The sequence below is a fragment of the Pseudoalteromonas sp. NSLLW24 genome, assembly GCF_015864725.1.
Taxonomy (GTDB): Bacteria; Pseudomonadota; Gammaproteobacteria; order Enterobacterales; family Alteromonadaceae; genus Pseudoalteromonas; species Pseudoalteromonas arctica.
On record NZ_JADYWQ010000008.1, the window covers coordinates 125668 to 144096 of the forward strand.

18 protein-coding genes and 8 tRNA genes are annotated in these 18429 nt (G+C 39.5%); 14 read left to right on the forward strand and 12 right to left on the reverse strand.

Features of this window, described 5'->3' with window-relative positions; all coding sequences use genetic code 11:
* Window positions 1–10 precede the first annotated feature (10 nt).
* The 11 genes from I6E72_RS10385 to hemA all read right to left on the reverse strand — a co-directional run bounded on the left by I6E72_RS10385 (window position 11) and on the right by hemA (window position 10364).
* On the reverse strand, window positions 11–379 hold the full coding sequence (locus I6E72_RS10385) for a DUF423 domain-containing protein (protein ID WP_007583972.1): 369 nt from the start codon (window positions 377–379) through the stop codon (window positions 11–13).
* Window positions 380–398: 19 nt separating this feature from the next.
* The gene (locus I6E72_RS10390) at window positions 399–1034 is read right to left on the reverse strand and encodes an alpha/beta family hydrolase (RefSeq protein WP_024593861.1); all 636 of its coding nucleotides are present in this window, start codon (window positions 1032–1034) and stop codon (window positions 399–401) included.
* 2 nt (window positions 1035–1036) lie between these two features.
* Window positions 1037–1939 (reverse strand): transcriptional regulator GcvA, encoded by a 903-nt coding sequence (locus tag I6E72_RS10395; protein ID WP_002958561.1) that lies wholly within the window; start codon window positions 1937–1939, stop codon window positions 1037–1039.
* A 121-nt stretch (window positions 1940–2060) separates the two neighbouring features.
* Window positions 2061–2915, reverse strand: coding sequence for a 3-deoxy-8-phosphooctulonate synthase (gene kdsA, locus I6E72_RS10400; RefSeq protein WP_007583968.1), 855 nt, complete (start codon window positions 2913–2915; stop codon window positions 2061–2063).
* A 9-nt stretch (window positions 2916–2924) separates the two neighbouring features.
* Window positions 2925–4178: a DUF819 family protein gene (locus I6E72_RS10405; RefSeq protein ID WP_007583967.1), complete on the reverse strand. Its 1254-nt coding sequence runs from the start codon at window positions 4176–4178 to the stop codon at window positions 2925–2927.
* 14 nt (window positions 4179–4192) lie between these two features.
* Window positions 4193–5020 carry a tetratricopeptide repeat protein gene (locus I6E72_RS10410; protein ID WP_007583966.1) on the reverse strand — a complete coding sequence of 276 codons (828 nt, stop codon included), beginning with the start codon at window positions 5018–5020 and terminating at the stop codon, window positions 4193–4195.
* A gap of 149 nt (window positions 5021–5169) precedes the next feature.
* Window positions 5170–5544 (reverse strand): SirB2 family protein, encoded by a 375-nt coding sequence (locus I6E72_RS10415; RefSeq protein ID WP_007583965.1) that lies wholly within the window; start codon window positions 5542–5544, stop codon window positions 5170–5172.
* A 29-nt stretch (window positions 5545–5573) separates the two neighbouring features.
* Window positions 5574–7118, reverse strand: a complete 1545-nt coding sequence (locus I6E72_RS10420; RefSeq protein WP_007583964.1) for a response regulator — start codon at window positions 7116–7118, stop codon at window positions 5574–5576.
* A gap of 54 nt (window positions 7119–7172) precedes the next feature.
* The gene (prmC, locus tag I6E72_RS10425) at window positions 7173–8012 is read right to left on the reverse strand and encodes a peptide chain release factor N(5)-glutamine methyltransferase (protein ID WP_197112247.1); all 840 of its coding nucleotides are present in this window, start codon (window positions 8010–8012) and stop codon (window positions 7173–7175) included.
* 2 nt (window positions 8013–8014) lie between these two features.
* Complete coding sequence (prfA, locus tag I6E72_RS10430; protein WP_007583962.1) at window positions 8015–9100, reverse strand: peptide chain release factor 1; 1086 nt, start codon at window positions 9098–9100, stop codon at window positions 8015–8017.
* 7 nt (window positions 9101–9107) lie between these two features.
* Entirely contained in the window at window positions 9108–10364 is a 1257-nt protein-coding gene (gene hemA, locus I6E72_RS10435; RefSeq protein ID WP_010554718.1) for a glutamyl-tRNA reductase, read from the reverse strand.
* 83 nt (window positions 10365–10447) lie between these two features.
* Between hemA and lolB the strand changes: the two genes are divergently transcribed.
* From lolB to I6E72_RS10505, 14 genes are all read left to right on the forward strand, one after another.
* Window positions 10448–11035 (forward strand): lipoprotein insertase outer membrane protein LolB, encoded by a 588-nt coding sequence (lolB, locus tag I6E72_RS10440; RefSeq protein ID WP_024593864.1) that lies wholly within the window; start codon window positions 10448–10450, stop codon window positions 11033–11035.
* 2 nt (window positions 11036–11037) lie between these two features.
* Window positions 11038–11895: a 4-(cytidine 5'-diphospho)-2-C-methyl-D-erythritol kinase gene (ispE, locus tag I6E72_RS10445; RefSeq protein WP_197112249.1), complete on the forward strand. Its 858-nt coding sequence runs from the start codon at window positions 11038–11040 to the stop codon at window positions 11893–11895.
* An 88-nt stretch (window positions 11896–11983) separates the two neighbouring features.
* Window positions 11984–12931 (forward strand): ribose-phosphate pyrophosphokinase, encoded by a 948-nt coding sequence (locus I6E72_RS10450; RefSeq protein WP_007583957.1) that lies wholly within the window; start codon window positions 11984–11986, stop codon window positions 12929–12931.
* Window positions 12932–13080: 149 nt separating this feature from the next.
* On the forward strand, window positions 13081–13692 hold the full coding sequence (locus tag I6E72_RS10455) for a 50S ribosomal protein L25/general stress protein Ctc (RefSeq protein WP_008171830.1): 612 nt from the start codon (window positions 13081–13083) through the stop codon (window positions 13690–13692).
* A gap of 19 nt (window positions 13693–13711) precedes the next feature.
* Entirely contained in the window at window positions 13712–14296 is a 585-nt protein-coding gene (gene pth / locus I6E72_RS10460) for an aminoacyl-tRNA hydrolase (protein WP_007583954.1), read from the forward strand.
* A 53-nt stretch (window positions 14297–14349) separates the two neighbouring features.
* Window positions 14350–15441, forward strand: coding sequence for a redox-regulated ATPase YchF (gene ychF / locus I6E72_RS10465; RefSeq protein WP_007583951.1), 1092 nt, complete (start codon window positions 14350–14352; stop codon window positions 15439–15441).
* Between the two features lie 332 nt (window positions 15442–15773).
* Window positions 15774–15850 (forward strand) — tRNA-Met (locus I6E72_RS10470).
* Window positions 15851–15897: 47 nt separating this feature from the next.
* A tRNA-Leu gene (locus I6E72_RS10475) sits at window positions 15898–15982 on the forward strand.
* 39 nt (window positions 15983–16021) lie between these two features.
* Window positions 16022–16096, forward strand: a tRNA-Gln gene (locus I6E72_RS10480).
* Window positions 16097–16101: 5 nt separating this feature from the next.
* Window positions 16102–16178: transfer RNA gene (locus I6E72_RS10485), tRNA-Met, on the forward strand.
* 90 nt (window positions 16179–16268) lie between these two features.
* A tRNA-Leu gene (locus I6E72_RS10490) sits at window positions 16269–16353 on the forward strand.
* A gap of 38 nt (window positions 16354–16391) precedes the next feature.
* Window positions 16392–16466, forward strand: a tRNA-Gln gene (locus I6E72_RS10495).
* A 71-nt stretch (window positions 16467–16537) separates the two neighbouring features.
* A tRNA-Leu gene (locus I6E72_RS10500) sits at window positions 16538–16622 on the forward strand.
* 39 nt (window positions 16623–16661) lie between these two features.
* Window positions 16662–16736: transfer RNA gene (locus I6E72_RS10505), tRNA-Gln, on the forward strand.
* A gap of 41 nt (window positions 16737–16777) precedes the next feature.
* Here the strand turns inward: I6E72_RS10505 and I6E72_RS10510 are convergent.
* On the reverse strand, window positions 16778–18361 hold the full coding sequence (locus tag I6E72_RS10510; protein WP_007585601.1) for a putative bifunctional diguanylate cyclase/phosphodiesterase: 1584 nt from the start codon (window positions 18359–18361) through the stop codon (window positions 16778–16780).
* Window positions 18362–18429 lie beyond the last annotated feature (68 nt).

Sequence of the window (18429 nt, forward strand, 5' to 3'; positions counted from 1 at the left end):
CTTAAACTCTTTAAAACTTAAATCGTGCGACTTGCACTAAAATAACAATCCAACCAATAATAAAGCACAATCCACCAAGCGGTGTTATCGGCCCTAGCCACTTCATATCTGTTAGAGCGAGTAAATATAAACTGCCACTAAAAAGTAGTGTGCCCGTTATAAAAAAGCCACCAGCCCAACTCAGGTTTATGCCCCATTTAATTAAAATAGCCACCGCAATAAGTGCAAGGCCATGCACCATTTGATACTCAGCAGCTGTTTTAAAAACCCCTAATGAATACTCCGATAAACGGCTTTTTAAACCATGGGCAGCAAATGCACCTAACATAACCGAGAGCATACAAAAAATACTGCCGGCCATTAAAAATAATTTAATCATCTAATCCCCTAATCGAGTCTTAACACATCTCTACTTGTTGCTTAATAAATTCAACGGCACTTAACGCTGCTGTTTCTCTATTTTGCAGTTCAGTTACGCCACTTTTTTTACGTGGTTTTAATGAATGATCGCCATCAGTCAGCCATGTGAGTAAAGGCTGTTTTGGCATTTCCATAGTAAGCAGTTCTTCACGTGTACCAAATGTATCTCGCTCGCCCTGTAATACTAAAAAAGGGCAAACAATATCAGCAAAATGATCGGTGCGTAACTTTTCTGGCTTACCCGGCGGATGAAATGGATAACCAAATACAATAACACCCGAAAGTCTTTGCTCTGTGCTGCACGCAAGCATTGATGCCATGCGTCCGCCCATCGATTTACCGCCTATAAATAACGGTAAATCTGGCTGCGCCTGACCAAGCACTTGCTCATAATAAATAAGTAGCTTTGGCGCTCGCTCAGGAGGCCTACGTTTATTAGTTTGTTTAGCAATTTGCATATATTCAAAATCAAATAAACCAACATCAACACCTTGCTCGCTTATTAATTTTGCCATATGTTGCATAAAGTCAGAATCGCTACCGGCACCTGCACCATGCGCAAATATAAACTGTGCAATTGCAGGTTGTGCGGTGCTTTTAAACCATTCAATCATTATTAATACTCATGTTCTTGCTCATGCTCTACTAAGCTCAGCATCCACTCTTTAAACGAAACTATTTTACCAAGCTCGGTTTGCGATTCGCGAAGCACTAAGTAATATGCATTTTTACTTTCTAGACTGTGATTAAACGGAATAACCAAACGCCCTGCATCTATGTCGGGTTTAGCTAATACACTATTACCGATTGCCACACCTTGCCCATGTACTGCAGCTTGTAACACCATTGATGAGTGACTAAATATAGGTCCTTGATTTACCTGAATGTTACGCACACCTGCAGTTTTCATCCACGTTTTCCAGTTTTTACGTGTGGTGTCATGCAATAAGGTGTGATGCGCTAAATCACTAGGTTGATCAAGCGGCTTTAATCCGCTTAATAACATAGGACTACAAAGTGGTACTAAATACTCGGTATGAAGTTTGTACGCTTGTACGCCATTCCAATGACCTCTTCCATAGTAAATAGCAATATCTACGTCATCAGTCAGTGAGTTTTCATCTTGATCTTGTGCTTTTATTCGCACGTCTATCTCTGGGTGTAACTCATTAAACAAACTCAAACGAGGCACTAACCACTGAATAGCAAAACTTGGTGTTAGACTAACTGTTAATGAGCCCTTAGCACCACGGGCTAATAGCTTTTCAGTTGCATCAATAAGCTGAGTAAAAATCTCTTTTATATCTAAAAAATAGCCTTGGCCTTCTTCAGTTAATAATAATGAGCGGTTTTTACGTAAAAACAACTTTAAACCTAAATGCTCTTCAAGTGTTTTTATTTGATGACTTACTGCCGCCTGCGTTACATAGAGCTCTTCTGCAGCCTTAGTAAAACTTAAATGACGCGCAGCCGCTTCAAAGGCTTTTAATGCGTTTAATGGAGGTACCCGTCTTGACATAATAACCAAGCTTAGAATTAGTTTTTCTTATGCGTGAGATTATATACATCATATAAGTTTGTGTATATTAAAGGCATAAAAAAAGCGACCTGAGTCGCTTTTTAATAAACATCATGCTTAATTATAAATCGCTTGCACTTGTATCAAGTGGGGCAAAGCTTTTAATTAAATCATCAACCGCTTTCATTTGCGTTAAGTATCCTTCTAACTTACTAAGCGCTAGCGCACATGGGCCATCACATTTAGCTTCGTTAGGGTTTGGATGCGCCTCAATAAATAAACCTGCAATACCTAGCGCCATACCACTTCGAGCAAGCTCTGCAGCTTGTGCACGACGACCATCAGCAGAGTCAGCTCGTCCACCAGGGCGTTGTAGCGCATGTGTTGCATCAAAAATAACAGGCGCCATTGCTTTCATGTCATCCATACCCAGCATATCAACCACTAGGTTGTTGTAACCAAAGCTAGAACCACGCTCACAAAGTGCGATGTTATTATTACCCGCTTCATTAAATTTAGTAATGATATGGCGCATTTCATGCGGCGCTAAAAACTGTGGTTTTTTCACGTTAATAATTGCACCTGTTTTAGCCATCGCCACAACTAAATCTGTTTGACGTGCTAAAAAGGCTGGTAACTGAATTACATCAACAACTTCAGCAACAGGTGCTGCTTGATGCGGTTCATGTACATCAGTAATAAGCGGTATGTTGAAGGTCTTTTTAATCTCTTCAAATATTTTTAAACCTTCTTCCATACCAGGACCACGGTACGAATTGATTGAAGAGCGGTTAGCCTTATCAAATGACGCTTTAAATACATAAGGAATATTGAGTTTCGTCGTTACTTCTACATAATGCTCTGCAACACGCATAGCTAAATCGCGAGATTCTAATACGTTAATACCACCAAACAATACAAACGGTTTGTTGTTTGCTAGTTCAATTTCATTGATTTTAATAATTTGGTCTTTCATTTAAATTCCTTAGGGTGCAACTGCTTGCATCATTAATCCACAAATATAAGCCATATAAGTACCCACACCATAGCCCAGTACAGCTAACAGGACACCAACAGGCGCAAGCGAAGGGTGAAATGCTGATGCTACAACAGGTGCAGACGCTGCGCCGCCCACATTAGCCTGCGAGCCCACAGCCATATAAAATAACGGTGCTTTAATTAGTTTAGCTACTACTAACATTATGCTTGCATGCACTAACATCCAAATTGCACCAACTAAAAATAACCCTGGGTTATTAAAAATAGCGGTTACATTCATATGCAAACCAATCGATGCAACTAAAATATACAAAAAGCTAGAGGCTACTTTTGAAGCGCCAAACGCTTCTATTTGTCTCACTTTAGTAAACGATAAGCCTATGCCAATCGTTGTTGATATAACGATTAGCCAAAAGAATTTACTGTTTAAGCTGTACTCTTTTGCCCACTCATAAGTAGTGCCAAAGTACGGACCTAAAAAGTCAGCACAAAAATGCGCTAAACCGGTTATACCAAATGCAATTGCAAGCAGCGTCATGTAATCGTTAAGAGTAGGAATACGTGCGTGTTCAGCATGATAGGCTTCAACACGTTTTTTTAAATCTTCAATTGCGCTTGTATCAGCACCCGTAGCTGCATCAATCTTTTTATGGTTTGCTGCCATTAACAATAAAACAGCCATCCAAATATTCGCGACTATTACATCTACTGTAATCATTACAGAAAATATATCACCACCCACTTCAAACATCTCTTTCATTGAGGCTTGGTTAGCACCACCGCCAATCCAGCTACCCGCAACGGTTGTCATACCGCGCCATACTGCATCGGGCCCATGACCACCAACAATACTTGGATCAAATGCACTCACGACTAAAATAGCTAATGGCCCACCAATAACAATGCCTAATGTACCCACTAAAAACATAATGAGCGCTTTAGGGCCTAAGTTAATAATAGCTTTTAAATCAATACTAATGGTAAGCAGTATTAAACAAGCAGGCAGTAAGTAGCGCGAAGCCACATAATAAACATTGGATTTATTACCATCTACAATACCAAAGGTATTTAATAACGAAGGTAAAAAGTAACACAGTAGTAAAGCAGGTACGTATTTATAAAATCGTTTTAAAGCTGGACGCTCACTGTTTGAGGTTTTAAAAATAAACCCCAAAATAATAGCAAGCAAACCAAGCACAACGGCATCATTTGTAATTAATGCGCTTTGAGTTTCAACCATAATTATTCCTATTCTTAATGGTGCGTTTTATTATTATCTTCTAGTTCTTCTATTTGGTGTTGAATAATCTCTATTGCAGGATCGTCCGGACACTCATCGACAAAAAACTGTAAATCATCACGTGCCATTTTAGGGCAACCGAGCTGATTTAATAAGTAACCTCTGTCGCGTCTCTCATACGGGTCGTCGCCTATTAGCTCCATTAGCATCTCTACACAGGTCAAAGCATGACCAAATTTGTTTTCGCTAATGAAAGACCATTTTTGCTGAGCTAAAAATAGCTTATATACTTCGTCATCAAAAATTAACTCTAAAGGCTCTTGTTCTTGCCCATCATCTTCATCTGCGTTTTCAGGGATGATATACCAGCTTTGTTGCCCGCTGCTTGGCTCAATTATGTAGCCCTCTTCATCACTTATCGCCACATGAACACCAACATCACCCAGCGTAAGACTAAGATTTGCATCAAAGTTAGCTTGTTGTAAAAAGTGACAAAGTATAATTGCAAGCGTTGTTGGTGAGCCACTACGCATAGAAAGCGTATAGCTTAATGTATTTAATTTGTATTCTGGCACTTTTAAGCCTGAGGCACTAAATAGCCAATCGCTGTAAAACATATCTAATAATTTTTCGAAGCGATCGTGCTCATCACTCACTTTTAAACACAGCGCTGAAATTTGCTGTTCAAAGTCAGTTAAAGTTTCATAACATGGTGTTAAATCTATCTGAGGGTCCCATTTTGACTCTGCTTTAATACAGCGGTAAATCGCTGGAGGTGTAAATTCATCGTAAGCATCATCAAGATAAGATTCATCGTGTTCGTCAAACCCGAGGGTAGTCATTAATACTGCAACATTTTAGAAAACGAAGGCGTAGTTTACCTAACTTTAAAGCTATATACCAATATAGAGATGTTTTTGAATACTTTCTGAGAGAGAGTCGTATTTGAGCTTTATAAAACAACTATAAAGCTCAAATAGTCAGGTATTACTTAAAGCAAAAAAGCTGATTTAGACGTCGCTAAATAACCTATCGCTAAAATAACAGCAGTGTTAACTAAAACGTAAGCAACTTTAGCCGTCATTTTAGTTTGTCTGGCGCTTTTAGCCCCAATACCAATATATATAACCACTAAAACTATTTTTTCTAATAGCCAATATTGTTCAAACGGGTTAATTTTAGCCATAAATATAAGCGTAAGTGCAGACACTAATAGCAAAGTATCTATACTATGACTACCAATCATTACCGCTTTATTTTTTGCTAATTTACCACTGCCCATTCGCGAAAATGCGCGAACATAAAATAAAATCACACTCAACATCGCAATTGCCATGTGTGAATGCTTTACTGCTAAATAATCCATATGCCCCTGTACTTCTGTTTTATAAAAATTTAATCAGGAAAACGGTTAAGAACCGCTTCTAACTCATCAAGCTTCTCGTTAAATACTTCAACCAATTTTGGTTCAAAGTGTGTGCCTTTTTGAGCGTTAATTTCATCAACTACGTTTTGCAGTGTCCAAGGTTCTTTATAGCATCGTTTATGGCGAAGTGCATCGTATACATCAGCAAGTGCAACTATACGACCAAATACATTAATTGCGTTTCCGCTTAAACCTTGTGGGTAACCAGAGCCATCCCATTTTTCATGATGCTCTTTTGCAATAATTGCGCCTGCACTAACAATCTCATGCGGCGAGTCTTTTAAAATAGTATAGCCTTTATCAGTATGGGTTTTCATCACTTCCCATTCTTGGGCGTCTAACTTTGCTGGTTTATTTAATACCGCATCAGGAATGCCCACTTTGCCTACATCATGAAGAGGCGACGCCAACCTTACTAAATCAGCATCATGCTTAGATAAGCCATACCCTTGTGCCAATATATGACAAATATGTGCTACACGCTTAACATGATTACCCGTTTCTGTTGAGCGTTGCTCTACCGCTTCACTTAACCTGTAAACAAGCTCTTGTTGCGTTGCTTCTATTTCAGACTGAAGTTGTACATTTTCAAACGCAAGTTGCACGTTTTGAGAGAAAATCTTAATTAAATGGCGCTGAGTATCCGTTAAATCCTTTGGAATACCTGATATAAATAGCATCGAATTATGATTGTACTCACTGCTACAATACGCAAATAAGTAGTTATCTTTATAAATAATGCTTTTTTCATTAAGCGCCTGATGACATGCACTTAATTGTTCAGCTTGTAATACCTCATCGAGCTCTTTACCTTCACTTTTTTCAAAGTCACCGGTACCCGAGCAAACAATTAATTTTTTATTATTTTGTGCTTCAGGATTTTGCGCAACTAAAGTAGTTGCATACATAGCTTGATCAGCAATACCGAGTAAAGAAGTTAACTGCTGCATAACGCCTTCAATAAAGTGCTCTATTGAATGCGCAGAAAAAATATCACGGGACGCTATAATTATTTTCTCAAGCCCTTCGCGTGACTGCTCAATCGAAATAATATCCCGATACGAACGCAGGCTCGACATAATAACAGTAAATAACTTTTGAGCCGTTAGCTCTGTTTTAGATTTGTAATCGTTAATATCATAATTAATAATTACTTGTCGTTCAGGTGCTTGACCAGGTTGACCCGTTCTTAAAATAATTCGAATATGATTATTTTTAGCTTCTTCACGAATAAACTTAGCAACTTGCAAACCGGCATCATCGGTCTCCATTACTACATCAAGTAGTACAATGGCTGCATCTGGATGCTCTTTCACAAGCTCTTTTGCTTCAGCACCTGAGTACGCACTAATAAATTCTAAGCGTTTATTTTGAAACTCAAAATCACTCAACGCTAGTTTTGTAACAGCATGAACTTCAGGTTCATCATCAACGATTAATACTTTCCAGGTACCGAGTTCAATCTCATTGATTGCTTCTTCTGGCTCATCTGAAAATAAAAAATCACCCATCATAGTCGAAATTCCTTCATGGCATTATTTAACGCACTAGCAGGCAATTATTATTCTTTAGGGCCACTGTGCAAACGTTACACGGTCATTATCACCAAAGTCTTTCACTGTTTTAATATTCACAAATGCCATTTTTTGGAAAAAATGACGAACAGCTTCACCTTGCTCAAAACCGTGTTCTATTAAAAGATAGCCACTAGATAACAAATAGTCACGTGATTGCGTAATTATTTGTTTAATATCAGACATTCCACAATCATCCGCCACTAATGCCGACAAAGGCTCAAAGCGCACATCGCCCTGATTTAAATGTATATCACTGCTTTCAATATAAGGTGGGTTAGTGACAATTAGGTTGAATTTCTCACCATGTAACTCGCTAAACCAGTTGCTTTGCTTAACGTGAACGTTATTAATAGCCAATCGCTGCTGGTTACGTGTAGCCAGTGCAACTGCATCACTTACTCTATCTACAGCTGTAATTTTCCAGTTAGGCATTTCACTACCAAGCGCCAGTGCGATTGCACCAGTACCGGTGCCTAAATCAAGCACCTTGGAATCTACAGGTACATCCATTTCAAGAGCTTGCTCTACCAACGTCTCGGTATCTGGTCGAGGTATTAAAGTTGTTGCGTTAACTTCAAGCGATAAGCTCCAAAATTCACGTTGCCCCGTAATATGTGCAACAGGTTCACCGTTTAAACGTCTTTGGCAAAATGTATTAAATTGCTGTTGTTGTTCGGCATTAAGCGCATGCTCTGGCCAAGTAAAAAGGTAACTGTGAGGTTTTTGAAGAATATGTAGAAGTAAAACTTGTGCGTCTAATTTAGCACTTTCGCTGCTAGGTGCTAATAAATTAGCGCCTGCAGCAATAGCTTGTTCAAGAGTTTGGCTCACGATTACTCGTCGCCCATAGCCGCTAATAAGTCAGCTTGATGTTCTTGCATTAATGGGTCAATAACGCAGCTTAAATCACCCGCTACCACTTCATTCAAACGATAAAGTGTTAAGTTAATACGGTGATCGGTAATACGACCTTGTGGGTAGTTATAAGTACGGATACGTTCAGAACGATCGCCACTACCTACTAAGTCACGACGTTCAGATGCTTCTGCCGCATGGCGCTTTTCATCCTCAGCCTGTTGCAAACGTGCTGCAAGTACCGACATCGCTTTAGCACGGTTTTTATGCTGTGAACGCTGATCCTGACACTCAACCACAACACCGGTAGGTATATGTGTAAGTCGAATAGCAGAATCTGTTTTATTAACGTGCTGACCACCTGCGCCTGATGCACGAAATGTATCAACTTTTAAATCTGCGGTATTAATTTGTATCGCTTCGGCCTCTGGTACTTCCGCCATTACCGCAACAGTACATGCAGAGGTATGAACTCGCCCTTGTGACTCAGTTTCTGGCACACGTTGTACGCGGTGTACACCTGATTCAAACTTTAATTGACCGTAAACGCCTTCGCCACTAATATTTGCAATAACTTCTTTGTAGCCACCGTGCTCACCTTCATTGGTGCTCACAACTTCTACTTTCCATTTTTTAGTTTCTGCATAGCGGCTGTACATACGGAATAAGTCGCCAGCAAAAATAGCCGCTTCATCACCGCCTGTTCCAGCGCGTACTTCAACAAACACGTTATTGTTATCTCGCGGATCTTTTGGCAACATTAATACTTGAATTTGATCTTCAATTACCAAAATTTGTGCTTTAGCTTCTTTATATTCTTCTTGCGCCATTTCACGCATTTCAGGGTCAGAATCTTTAAGCATTTCTTCTGCACTGGCTAAATCATCTTGCGTTTCTTTGTAAGTTAAAAACGTTTTTACAATCTCTTCAAGCTCAGAGTATTCTTTTGAAAGCCCACGAAAACGATTTTGATCACTAATGACCGACGGGTCGCTTAGCAGCGCTTGTACTTCTTCGTAACGCTCTACTAAGGTTTCTAATTTATTATAAACAGACTCTTTCATTTAACGGTTATTCCTGATCAATACCTAACATTTTTTTCAACTGGTTTAGCTGCGCCACTTCACCTTTTTTCGCTGCGTCTTGTATTGCACGGGTAGGCGCGTGCATTAAGCGATTGGTTAATTTATTGGCGAGCTCTAATATAATTTTTTCTGCATCTTTACCTGTATTTAGCTGACTAACAGCACGCTCTACAAGTTCTGACTTAATTGTTTGTACATCATTTCGATAATGGCGGATTAAATCTACCGAATCGAGTGAGCGCATCCACATTGCAAATTCTTTGGTGCGTTCAGTAATAATTATTTGCGCTTGCTGTGCAGCTTGCTCACGCGCTGCCATATTCTCGCTTACAATGGTTTGTAAGTCATCAACGGAATATAAATAGGCAGCATCTAGCTCACCTACTTGGCTTTCTATGTCGCGCGGAACCGCAATATCTATAAATAGCATAGGCTTGTGACGGCGCTGCTTAAGCGCTTGCTCAACCACCCCTTTACCAATAATAGGTAAAGTACTGGCGGTAGAACTAATGACTATATCGGCTTCATGTAAACGTTCTGGCAACTGTGCAAGTGCGATAACATCTGCCGACACTTCATCAGCAAGGCTGCGAGCACGTTCAATTGTTCTATTAGCTACCGTTATTTTTTTAGGCTCATTTTGATATAAATGTTTAGCAACCAGTTCAATGGTTTCACCAGCACCAATTAATAGCACATTGGTTTGATCAAGCTTGCCATAAATATGTTTTGCTAAGTTAACAGCCGCAAATGCAACCGACACGGCACTTGCGCCTATATTTGTTTCAGTGCGAACTTGTTTTGCTACCGAAAAGGTTTTTTGAAACAACCTATCAAAAGTAACCCCTATTGCATCGTGGGTTTTAGCACTAAAAAACGATTGCTTTATTTGCCCTAAAATTTGCGGCTCGCCTAACACAAGAGAATCCAACCCACACGCTACGCGCATTAAGTGGTTAATGGCGTCATTACCTTCATGGCAGTATATATTGCTGCTCAGTTCATGTTCATCCAAACCATGGAAACTGGCAAGCCACGTTAACAGTGTTTGGGAATTTTGCTGAGCGAGGCTACAATAGATCTCGGTTCGATTACAGGTAGACACAATAACCGCTTCATTAAAGTCGGCATGGCCACTTAATTGTTGCAACGCCTCTGAAATTTGCTCAGGCGAAAAAGCCACTTTTTCACGTAATTCTACGGATGCGGTTTTGTGATTTATACCTAGTGCTATTATGGTCATATTTGCCAAATATTGCTGAGCCCTACTTCAAAGGCGGTAATTTTACCAAAAATCAGCGGAATATGGAAAGTAAGGAACAACATTTGATTCGACAATATTTGATTTTATTCATGTTTTTTTTATTATTAGGTGGCTGTGCCCATCAAATTGATACAAAAACAACACTTTATGATGATTGGAAGCCACGTTTAGCTGCTCAAAAAACTTGGCAGGTCGAGGGTAAACTCGCGTTTATAAGCCCAGAAGAGCGTCAATCTGCAAACTTAAATTGGCAGCAAACAACAAATTCCAATAATTTAATACTGACTACTTTTATTGGTACTCGTATTTTGTCGCTTAAACAAACAGCAAATGGTGCTGAATTAGAGTTTGACGGCGATGAGTACTTTGATACTAATGCTGCAGAGCTTTTAAAGCGTTTAACGGGTTTTACACTCCCTGTTGATAACGCCGATAACTGGCTTAAGGGCACCATTGACGATCAAAGTTTAGTCGTTGATGAACTAGGCCGTGCTAAGCAAGTATTATGGTTTGATAATGCAGGCAAAAAATGGCAAATAGATTACGGCACTTACGTACAAAACGCAGGTTACTGGTTACCTACTAAACTGACGTTAAAGCACCAACAAATAAAAATAAAAATTCAACTCTACGATTGGCAGTTTAAATAAGTATGAATAACAAAACCTCTTTTTCACTTATTGCTCCGGCAAAACTCAATTTATTTTTACATATTAATGCTCGCCGAGAAGATGGCTATCATGAACTAGAAACCTTATTTACTTTTTTAAATTTTGGTGATGAGTTGCATTTTGAGCTAACAACAGACGGTGGTATTTCTGTCGGGGGTGATACTAAAGACATACCCCAAAATGATAATCTCATCTATAAAGCGGCTTTATTATTACAAACACACTGTAAAACCTCTTTAGGTGTAAAAATAAATTTAATTAAACGCTTACCGATGGGCGGAGGTGTTGGAGGTGGTTCATCCGACGCCGCAAGTACTTTATTAGCGCTAAATAAATTATGGAAATTAGAACTAAATTTAGAAATTCTAGCCCAATTAGGACTTAAATTAGGGGCTGATGTTCCGGTGTTCATACAAGGGCAAAGCGCCATAGCGCATGGTATTGGTGAGAAATTACACCAGGTAAAACTTGAACAAAAATGGTACTGCGTTGTACACCCAAACCAACATGTAAGTACTGCAAAAATATTTACACATCCAGATTTAAAACGCGACACACCAAAAATAATAGGCGATTGGAAACACCATACTTTAACCAACGATTGTGAGCCTTTAGTTAAAAAGCTTTGCCCCGAGGTTGAAAAAACCCTCCAGTGGTTGCTAAAATACGCACCGTCGAAGATGACCGGAACAGGTTCATGTTGTTTTGTCGAATTTGCTAGTCAAGTTCAAGCACAAGATGTACTTGAAAATCTCCCCCATACTTGGCAGGGTTTTGTGGCTTCAAGCGCAAATGTCTCACCTGCTCATACGGAGTTAACCGCCATATTCGATCAATGAAGTAACGTACAAGTAATCATAAGTTAACTCGCAGTGGTATTTATCATTGCCCGTTAGTCCAAATATTCAGTGCCTGAGGAACCCTACCGTGCCTGACATGAAGCTCTTCGCTGGTAACGCAACACCTGAGTTAGCTCAAAAAGTTGCAAAACGTTTATATATTGAATTAGGCGATGCTGTTGTTGGCCGTTTTAGCGACGGTGAGATCAGTGTTCAAATAAATGAAAATGTTCGTGGCTCGGACGTTTTTATCTTGCAATCAACCTGTGCCCCTACAAACGATAACCTAATGGAACTTATCGTTATGGTTGATGCTCTACGTCGTGCATCTGCAGGTCGTATTACTGCCGTCATTCCTTATTTTGGTTATGCGCGCCAAGACCGTCGTGTACGTTCTGCCCGTGTTCCAATTACCGCTAAAGTTGTTGCCGATTTCTTATCAAGCGTTGGTGTTGACCGTGTTCTTACGGTTGATTTACACGCTGAACAAATCCAAGGCTTCTTTGATGTACCAGTAGACAACGTATTTGGCAGCCCTGTATTACTTGAAGATATGAAAGAACGCGACTTTGAAGACGTCGTTGTTGTATCTCCAGATATTGGTGGTGTTGTACGCGCACGTGCAATTGCAAAACTACTAAACGATACCGATTTAGCAATCATTGATAAACGTCGCCCTCAAGCAAACGTTTCTCAAGTAATGCACATTATTGGTGACGTTGAAGGTCGTGATTGTATTATCGTAGATGATATGATTGATACCGGTGGTACGTTATGTAAAGCCGCAGAAGCACTTAAAGAACATGGCGCTAAACGCGTATTTGCATACGCAACGCACCCTATTCTTTCAGGTAAAGCAGCAGAAAACTTACGTGACTCGATGATTGACGAAGTAATTGTAACTGACTCAATTCCGCTATCTGACGAGCTTAAAGCCCTTGATAAAATTAAGGTACTTACGCTTGCTGACATGTTAGCAGAGACTATTCGTCGTATTAGTAACGAAGAATCTATCTCAGCGATGTTTGAACACTAAAATTAAACATTCCTGAGTATAAAAGCGCCTTTTGGCGCTTTTTTTGTAAGCGATGTTTATTTTGTCTGGGCGTGGTGGTATGATAGCGCGCCTTTTGGCTAGGGACCTTGGTCGCAAAGGCCCTACACATTTTAATAACTGGAGACATCATGTCTAACAAAACTTATACATATAACGCTGAACTTCGCGTAGAAACTGGTACTGGTGCGAGCCGCCGCCTACGTCGCGAAGACAAAGTTCCTGCAATCCTTTACGGAGCTGACAAAGAAGCTTTATCTCTTACTTTTGCTCATAAAGATATGATCAAAGCACAAGAAGACGAAGGTTTTTACACGCATATCCTTACGCTTAACGTAGATGGCGAAGCTGTTGAAGTAATCTTAAAAGATATCCAACGTCACCCATTCAAGCCTAAGCTTACTCACCTTGATTTCCAACGTGTAGATGCTACTCATAAATTTCAAACTAAAGTTCCTCTTCACTTCATCGGTGAAGATATTGTAACTAAAGCTGGCGCAACTGTTGTTCACCAGTTAACTGAAGTTGAAATTACGTGTCTTCCAAAAGCACTTCCAGAATTCATTGAAGTAGATGTTTCTAAGTTTGTTGTTGGCGATTCTGTTCATATTTCTGACCTTACTTTCCCTAAAGGCGTTAGCTCTGTAGATTTAGGTAAAGGCGAAGGCCATGATCAGTCTATCCTGACTATCAAAGCAAACAAAGCAGCTCCAGTTGAAGACGACGCTGCAGCAGCAGAATAATTTTTAAGGTCTCGCAACCTTGAATTCTATTCAAATGCTTGTGGGCCTGGCTAATCCAGGCCCCGAATACGCAAACACACGCCACAATGCAGGTGCTTGGTTCATCGAGCAAATCGCTGCACGCTACAACTGCACCCTAAAATACGATCCTAAATATCACGGCCTTACAGGCAAAGTGATCATTCAAGGCCAAGAATTCAAATTATTGATCCCCACTACTTACATGAATTTAAGTGGTAAAGCGGTCGGTAGTTTAGCTAATTTTTTCAAAATCCCTGTCGAGGACATTTTAGTTGCCCATGACGAATTGGATTTAGACCCAGGCGTTGCCAAGTTAAAAAAAGGCGGCGGGCATGGCGGTCATAATGGTTTAAAAGACATTATTGCAAAAATGGCAAATCAAAAAGACTTTATGCGCTTGCGCATTGGTGTAGGTCATCCGGGGCATCGTGAAATGGTTACTGGTTGGGTGCTTGGAAAAGCGGCCAAAGCAGACCAAGAAAAAATGGATGCTGCTGTTGATGAAGCAGTTCGTTGCATGGAAATACTTGCAAAAGATGGTGTGTTAAAAGCACAAAACAGACTACATTCGTTTAAACCCTAGTAACTTGGGTCCAAGTACACCGTTTAAACGAATTCTAAACAAGGTATCTTACTATGGGTTTTAAATGTGGCATCGTTGGCTTGCCTAACGTTGGTAAATCAACGCTTTTCAATGCACTAACTAAAGCGGGTATTGAAGCCGCTAACTTTCCTTTTTGTACCATTGAGCCTAATACAGGTGTGGTACCTGTGCCAGATCCTCGTCTAGACGAACTTGCTAAAATAGTTAATCCTCAACGAGTTCTTACCACCAGTATGGAATTTGTAGACATTGCTGGCTTAGTAAAAGGCGCATCTAAAGGTGAAGGCCTTGGTAACCAGTTTTTAGCTAACATTCGTGAAACCGATGCAATTGGCCACGTAGTTCGCTGTTTTGAAGATGAAAACATCATCCACGTAGCAGGCACTATTGACCCTGCTGACGATATTGACGTAATCAACACTGAGTTAGTACTTGCTGATATGGATAGCGCTGAAAAAGCCCTTTTCCGTAATTCAAAAAAAGCAAAAGGTGGCGATAAAGACGCTAAAGAGCAAAATGCTGTACTTGAAAAAGTAAAAGTGCATCTTGACGAAGGCTTAACTTTACGTGGTCTAGCACTAACTAAAGAAGAAAAAGCAGCAATCAGCTCTATTAACTTCTTAACGATTAAACCAACAATGTATATTGCAAACGTTGCTGAAGATGGTTTTGAAAATAACCCATACCTTGACCGCGTACGTGCTATTGCCGCAGCTGAAGATGCGATTGTTGTTCCTGTATGTGCCGCTATCGAGTCTGAGCTTTCAGAACTAGATGACGAAGACAAGCTAGAGTTTATGGCTGATCTTGGTCTAGAAGAGCCAGGTCTTAACCTTGTTATTCGTGGTGGTTATGAATTACTACAATTACAAACTTATTTCACAGCTGGCGTAAAAGAAGTACGCGCATGGACAATCCCTGTAGGTGCAACAGCACCACAAGCAGCGGGTAAAATCCATACCGACTTCGAGCGTGGCTTTATCCGTGCGCAAACTATTGCTTTTGACGACTTTGTTGCCTTTAAAGGTGAGAGTGGCGCAAAAGAAGCAGGTAAGATGCGTCAAGAAGGTAAAGAGTACATTGTTAAAGATGGCGATGTAATGAACTTCTTGTTCAACGTATAAGTACAAATTAAACCAATTTCACTTGGTAATAATTTTTAAAGGCTCGTTTTTACGAGCCTTTTTTGTATTTAAGCATTATAAAAATAATAATTAGCCTCAACTAGTCTATCTTTGTAATATCGCTTAATTAAAGAAGTACAGGGTTAATTAAGATTCCGCGCCTTAAAGGCAGCTAAAAAAACAGCATTTTTATTAAATTTTAGCCTGTTAGCTTAATTTTCCTGCAAACAAACACAGTTAAGTGTTTTTTTGCAAAAAAGGTGTTGACGAATTTGGGTCATATCAGCATAATACGCCCCGCACTCAGCGATGAAGTGCTAACAAAAAAAGATGGCTAAGTAGCTCAGCTGGTTAGAGCACATCACTCATAATGATGGGGTCACAGGTTCAAATCCCGTCTTAGCCACCATTATTTTTTTGTTGCTCAATGAAGAGTTTAAAATAACTACCTTGTGTGCGGGAGTGGCGGAATTGGTAGACGCGCTGGATTTAGGTTCCAGTATCTTAGGATGTGAGAGTTCAAGTCTCTCCTTCCGCACCATAATTCTTGATAAGAATTAAAACTATCAATTGTTATTGTTGGGATATCGCCAAGCGGTAAGGCACCAGGTTTTGATCCTGGCATTCCCAGGTTCAAATCCTGGTATCCCAGCCAACAATGGCTAAGTAGCTCAGCTGGTTAGAGCACATCACTCATAATGATGGGGTCACAGGTTCAAATCCCGTCTTAGCCACCATTTCTTCTTTTAGAAATGGCTCTGCAAGAGTTAAATTGCAGCTCAATGAAGAGTTTAAAATAACTACCTGTACTTTATTGTACAAACGATGCGGGAGTGGCGGAATTGGTAGACGCGCTGGATTTAGGTTCCAGTAACTTCGGTTGTGAGAGTTCAAGTCTCTCTTTCCGCACCATGTTCTTATAAGAACTAAAATTATAAAGAATTCTTTGTTGGGATATCGCCAAGCGGTAAGGCACCAGGTTTTGATCCTGGCATTCCCAGGTTCAAATCCTGGTATCCCAGCCAACTTCTTCTACCAAGGAAAGTTGGATAAAAGAATTGCTCTAGCTTAGAGTTTAAATTAGCAACTTAGTGATGCGGGAGTGGCGGAATTGGTAGACGCGCTGGATTTAGGTTCCAGTAACTTAGGTTGTGAGAGTTCAAGTCTCTCCTTCCGCACCATGTTCTTATTAAGAACTAAAACTAATTCAAATTTATAGTTGGGATATCGCCAAGCGGTAAGGCACCAGGTTTTGATCCTGGCATTCCCAGGTTCAAATCCTGGTATCCCAGCCAATTTGACTCCCCTGTCTAAAACTTCTCAATACTCATTAAATTCAACTTACTTTTTCTGCACTTAAATAAACATTTATAAATTCATCTATATTTATTGGTTTGCTATATAAATACCCTTGTAAATAATCACAGTTAAGACTCAACAACGCCTGTTCTACCTCTTTAGTTTCTATTCCTTCAGCAACTACATCGCAATTTAATCGACTCGCTAAAAACAATGTAGATTCTACAATGGCGTAATCAGGCGAGTTAGTAAGCATATCTTTGACAAACGACTGATCAATTTTTATTTGATTGATTGGCAGCTCTCTTAATAATGACAGTGACGAAAAGCCAGTACCAAAGTCATCAACACTAAATTTAAACCCGCGCATACTCAACTGTTGCATCATTTTTCTAGCAGCCGGTATATTTGTCATCATTGCACCTTCTGTAATTTCAAAAATTAACGAGTCGCTTAATGTAGGGTCGGTTGCGAGTAAACTAATTATAAAATCGTAAAACTCGCTGCTTTCAATATCTTTAGTCGATAAGTTGACATGTATAGTACCGGTGAAACCAAATAGCTTGAGCTTTCTAATATGATTAACGGCTTCTTGTACAACCCATTTCGATAAAGGAAAAATAAGCCCTGTACGCTCAGCTACGGTTATAAACTTTTCTGGACTAATAAAGCTACCATCATCTTGCGGCCATCGGATAAGCGCTTCTAGGCCATGTAATTGCAGATCTTTAGAGTCCATTATGGGTTGTAAATAAAGCTCAAACTCATCTTTATGTAATGCCACTTTAATTTTGGCTGATAAATCAAAAAAGTCCTCAGCTCGTTTACCTATTGCAGATGAGTAATTTACCAAAGGTTGAAATGTTTTTTTAGCTTCATGCAGTGCCAAGTCAGCTTTTTTTAATAGCTGATCGGGCAATCGGCTATCATCAGGAAAACGGCTTACGCCTATACTTAATTGTATTTTAACCATTTGCTCATTCGTACAAAACGGACTTTTGACGGCTGAGTTTATAATGTTTACACAATAATTCATGCTTTCATCTGTATCGGTATGCAATAAAAAAGCAAACTCATCGCCACCTATTCGATATAACTTAGCAATACCGCATAATTCTTTATTTAATTTATTGGCAAATGCAGCCAAAAGTTGGTCACCACACTGATGCCCAAACGCATCATTAATTTGTTTAAAGTTATTTAAGTCGATATAAAATAGTGAAAATGGGGAAGGATATTCAACTTGTTTACTTAAAGATTTAAAAAATTTATCGCGGTTAGGTAGAGTTGTTAAGTTATCGTGCTCAGTTTGATATTTTTGATACTGCGTTGCTTGCTCTATTTTAAGAATACTTTTTAAGCTCAGTTTAATAACTAAAAAAACAAACCCACCACCGCCAAGTAACAACATAGCCACCATATTCATAACGACGGGTGCAATGTCGTGGTTTGAAAAATAATAAAGTATCCACCAATACCCTATAATAAAAAAAATAATAGCGCATAGCAGTACACTCCATGCTCTTTGCGATGTTTTTTTGCAAACTTTAACGGTTGTTTTTAAGCTAGCAACAAGTAGTAGCGCACCTAAAATAATTATTACTGTAAAAAAATTATCCACACACAGGCTCTTTAAAGTTATTAAATTGCGATTTAGTGATGTAACACCAGTTAAATTAAAACCGTGTT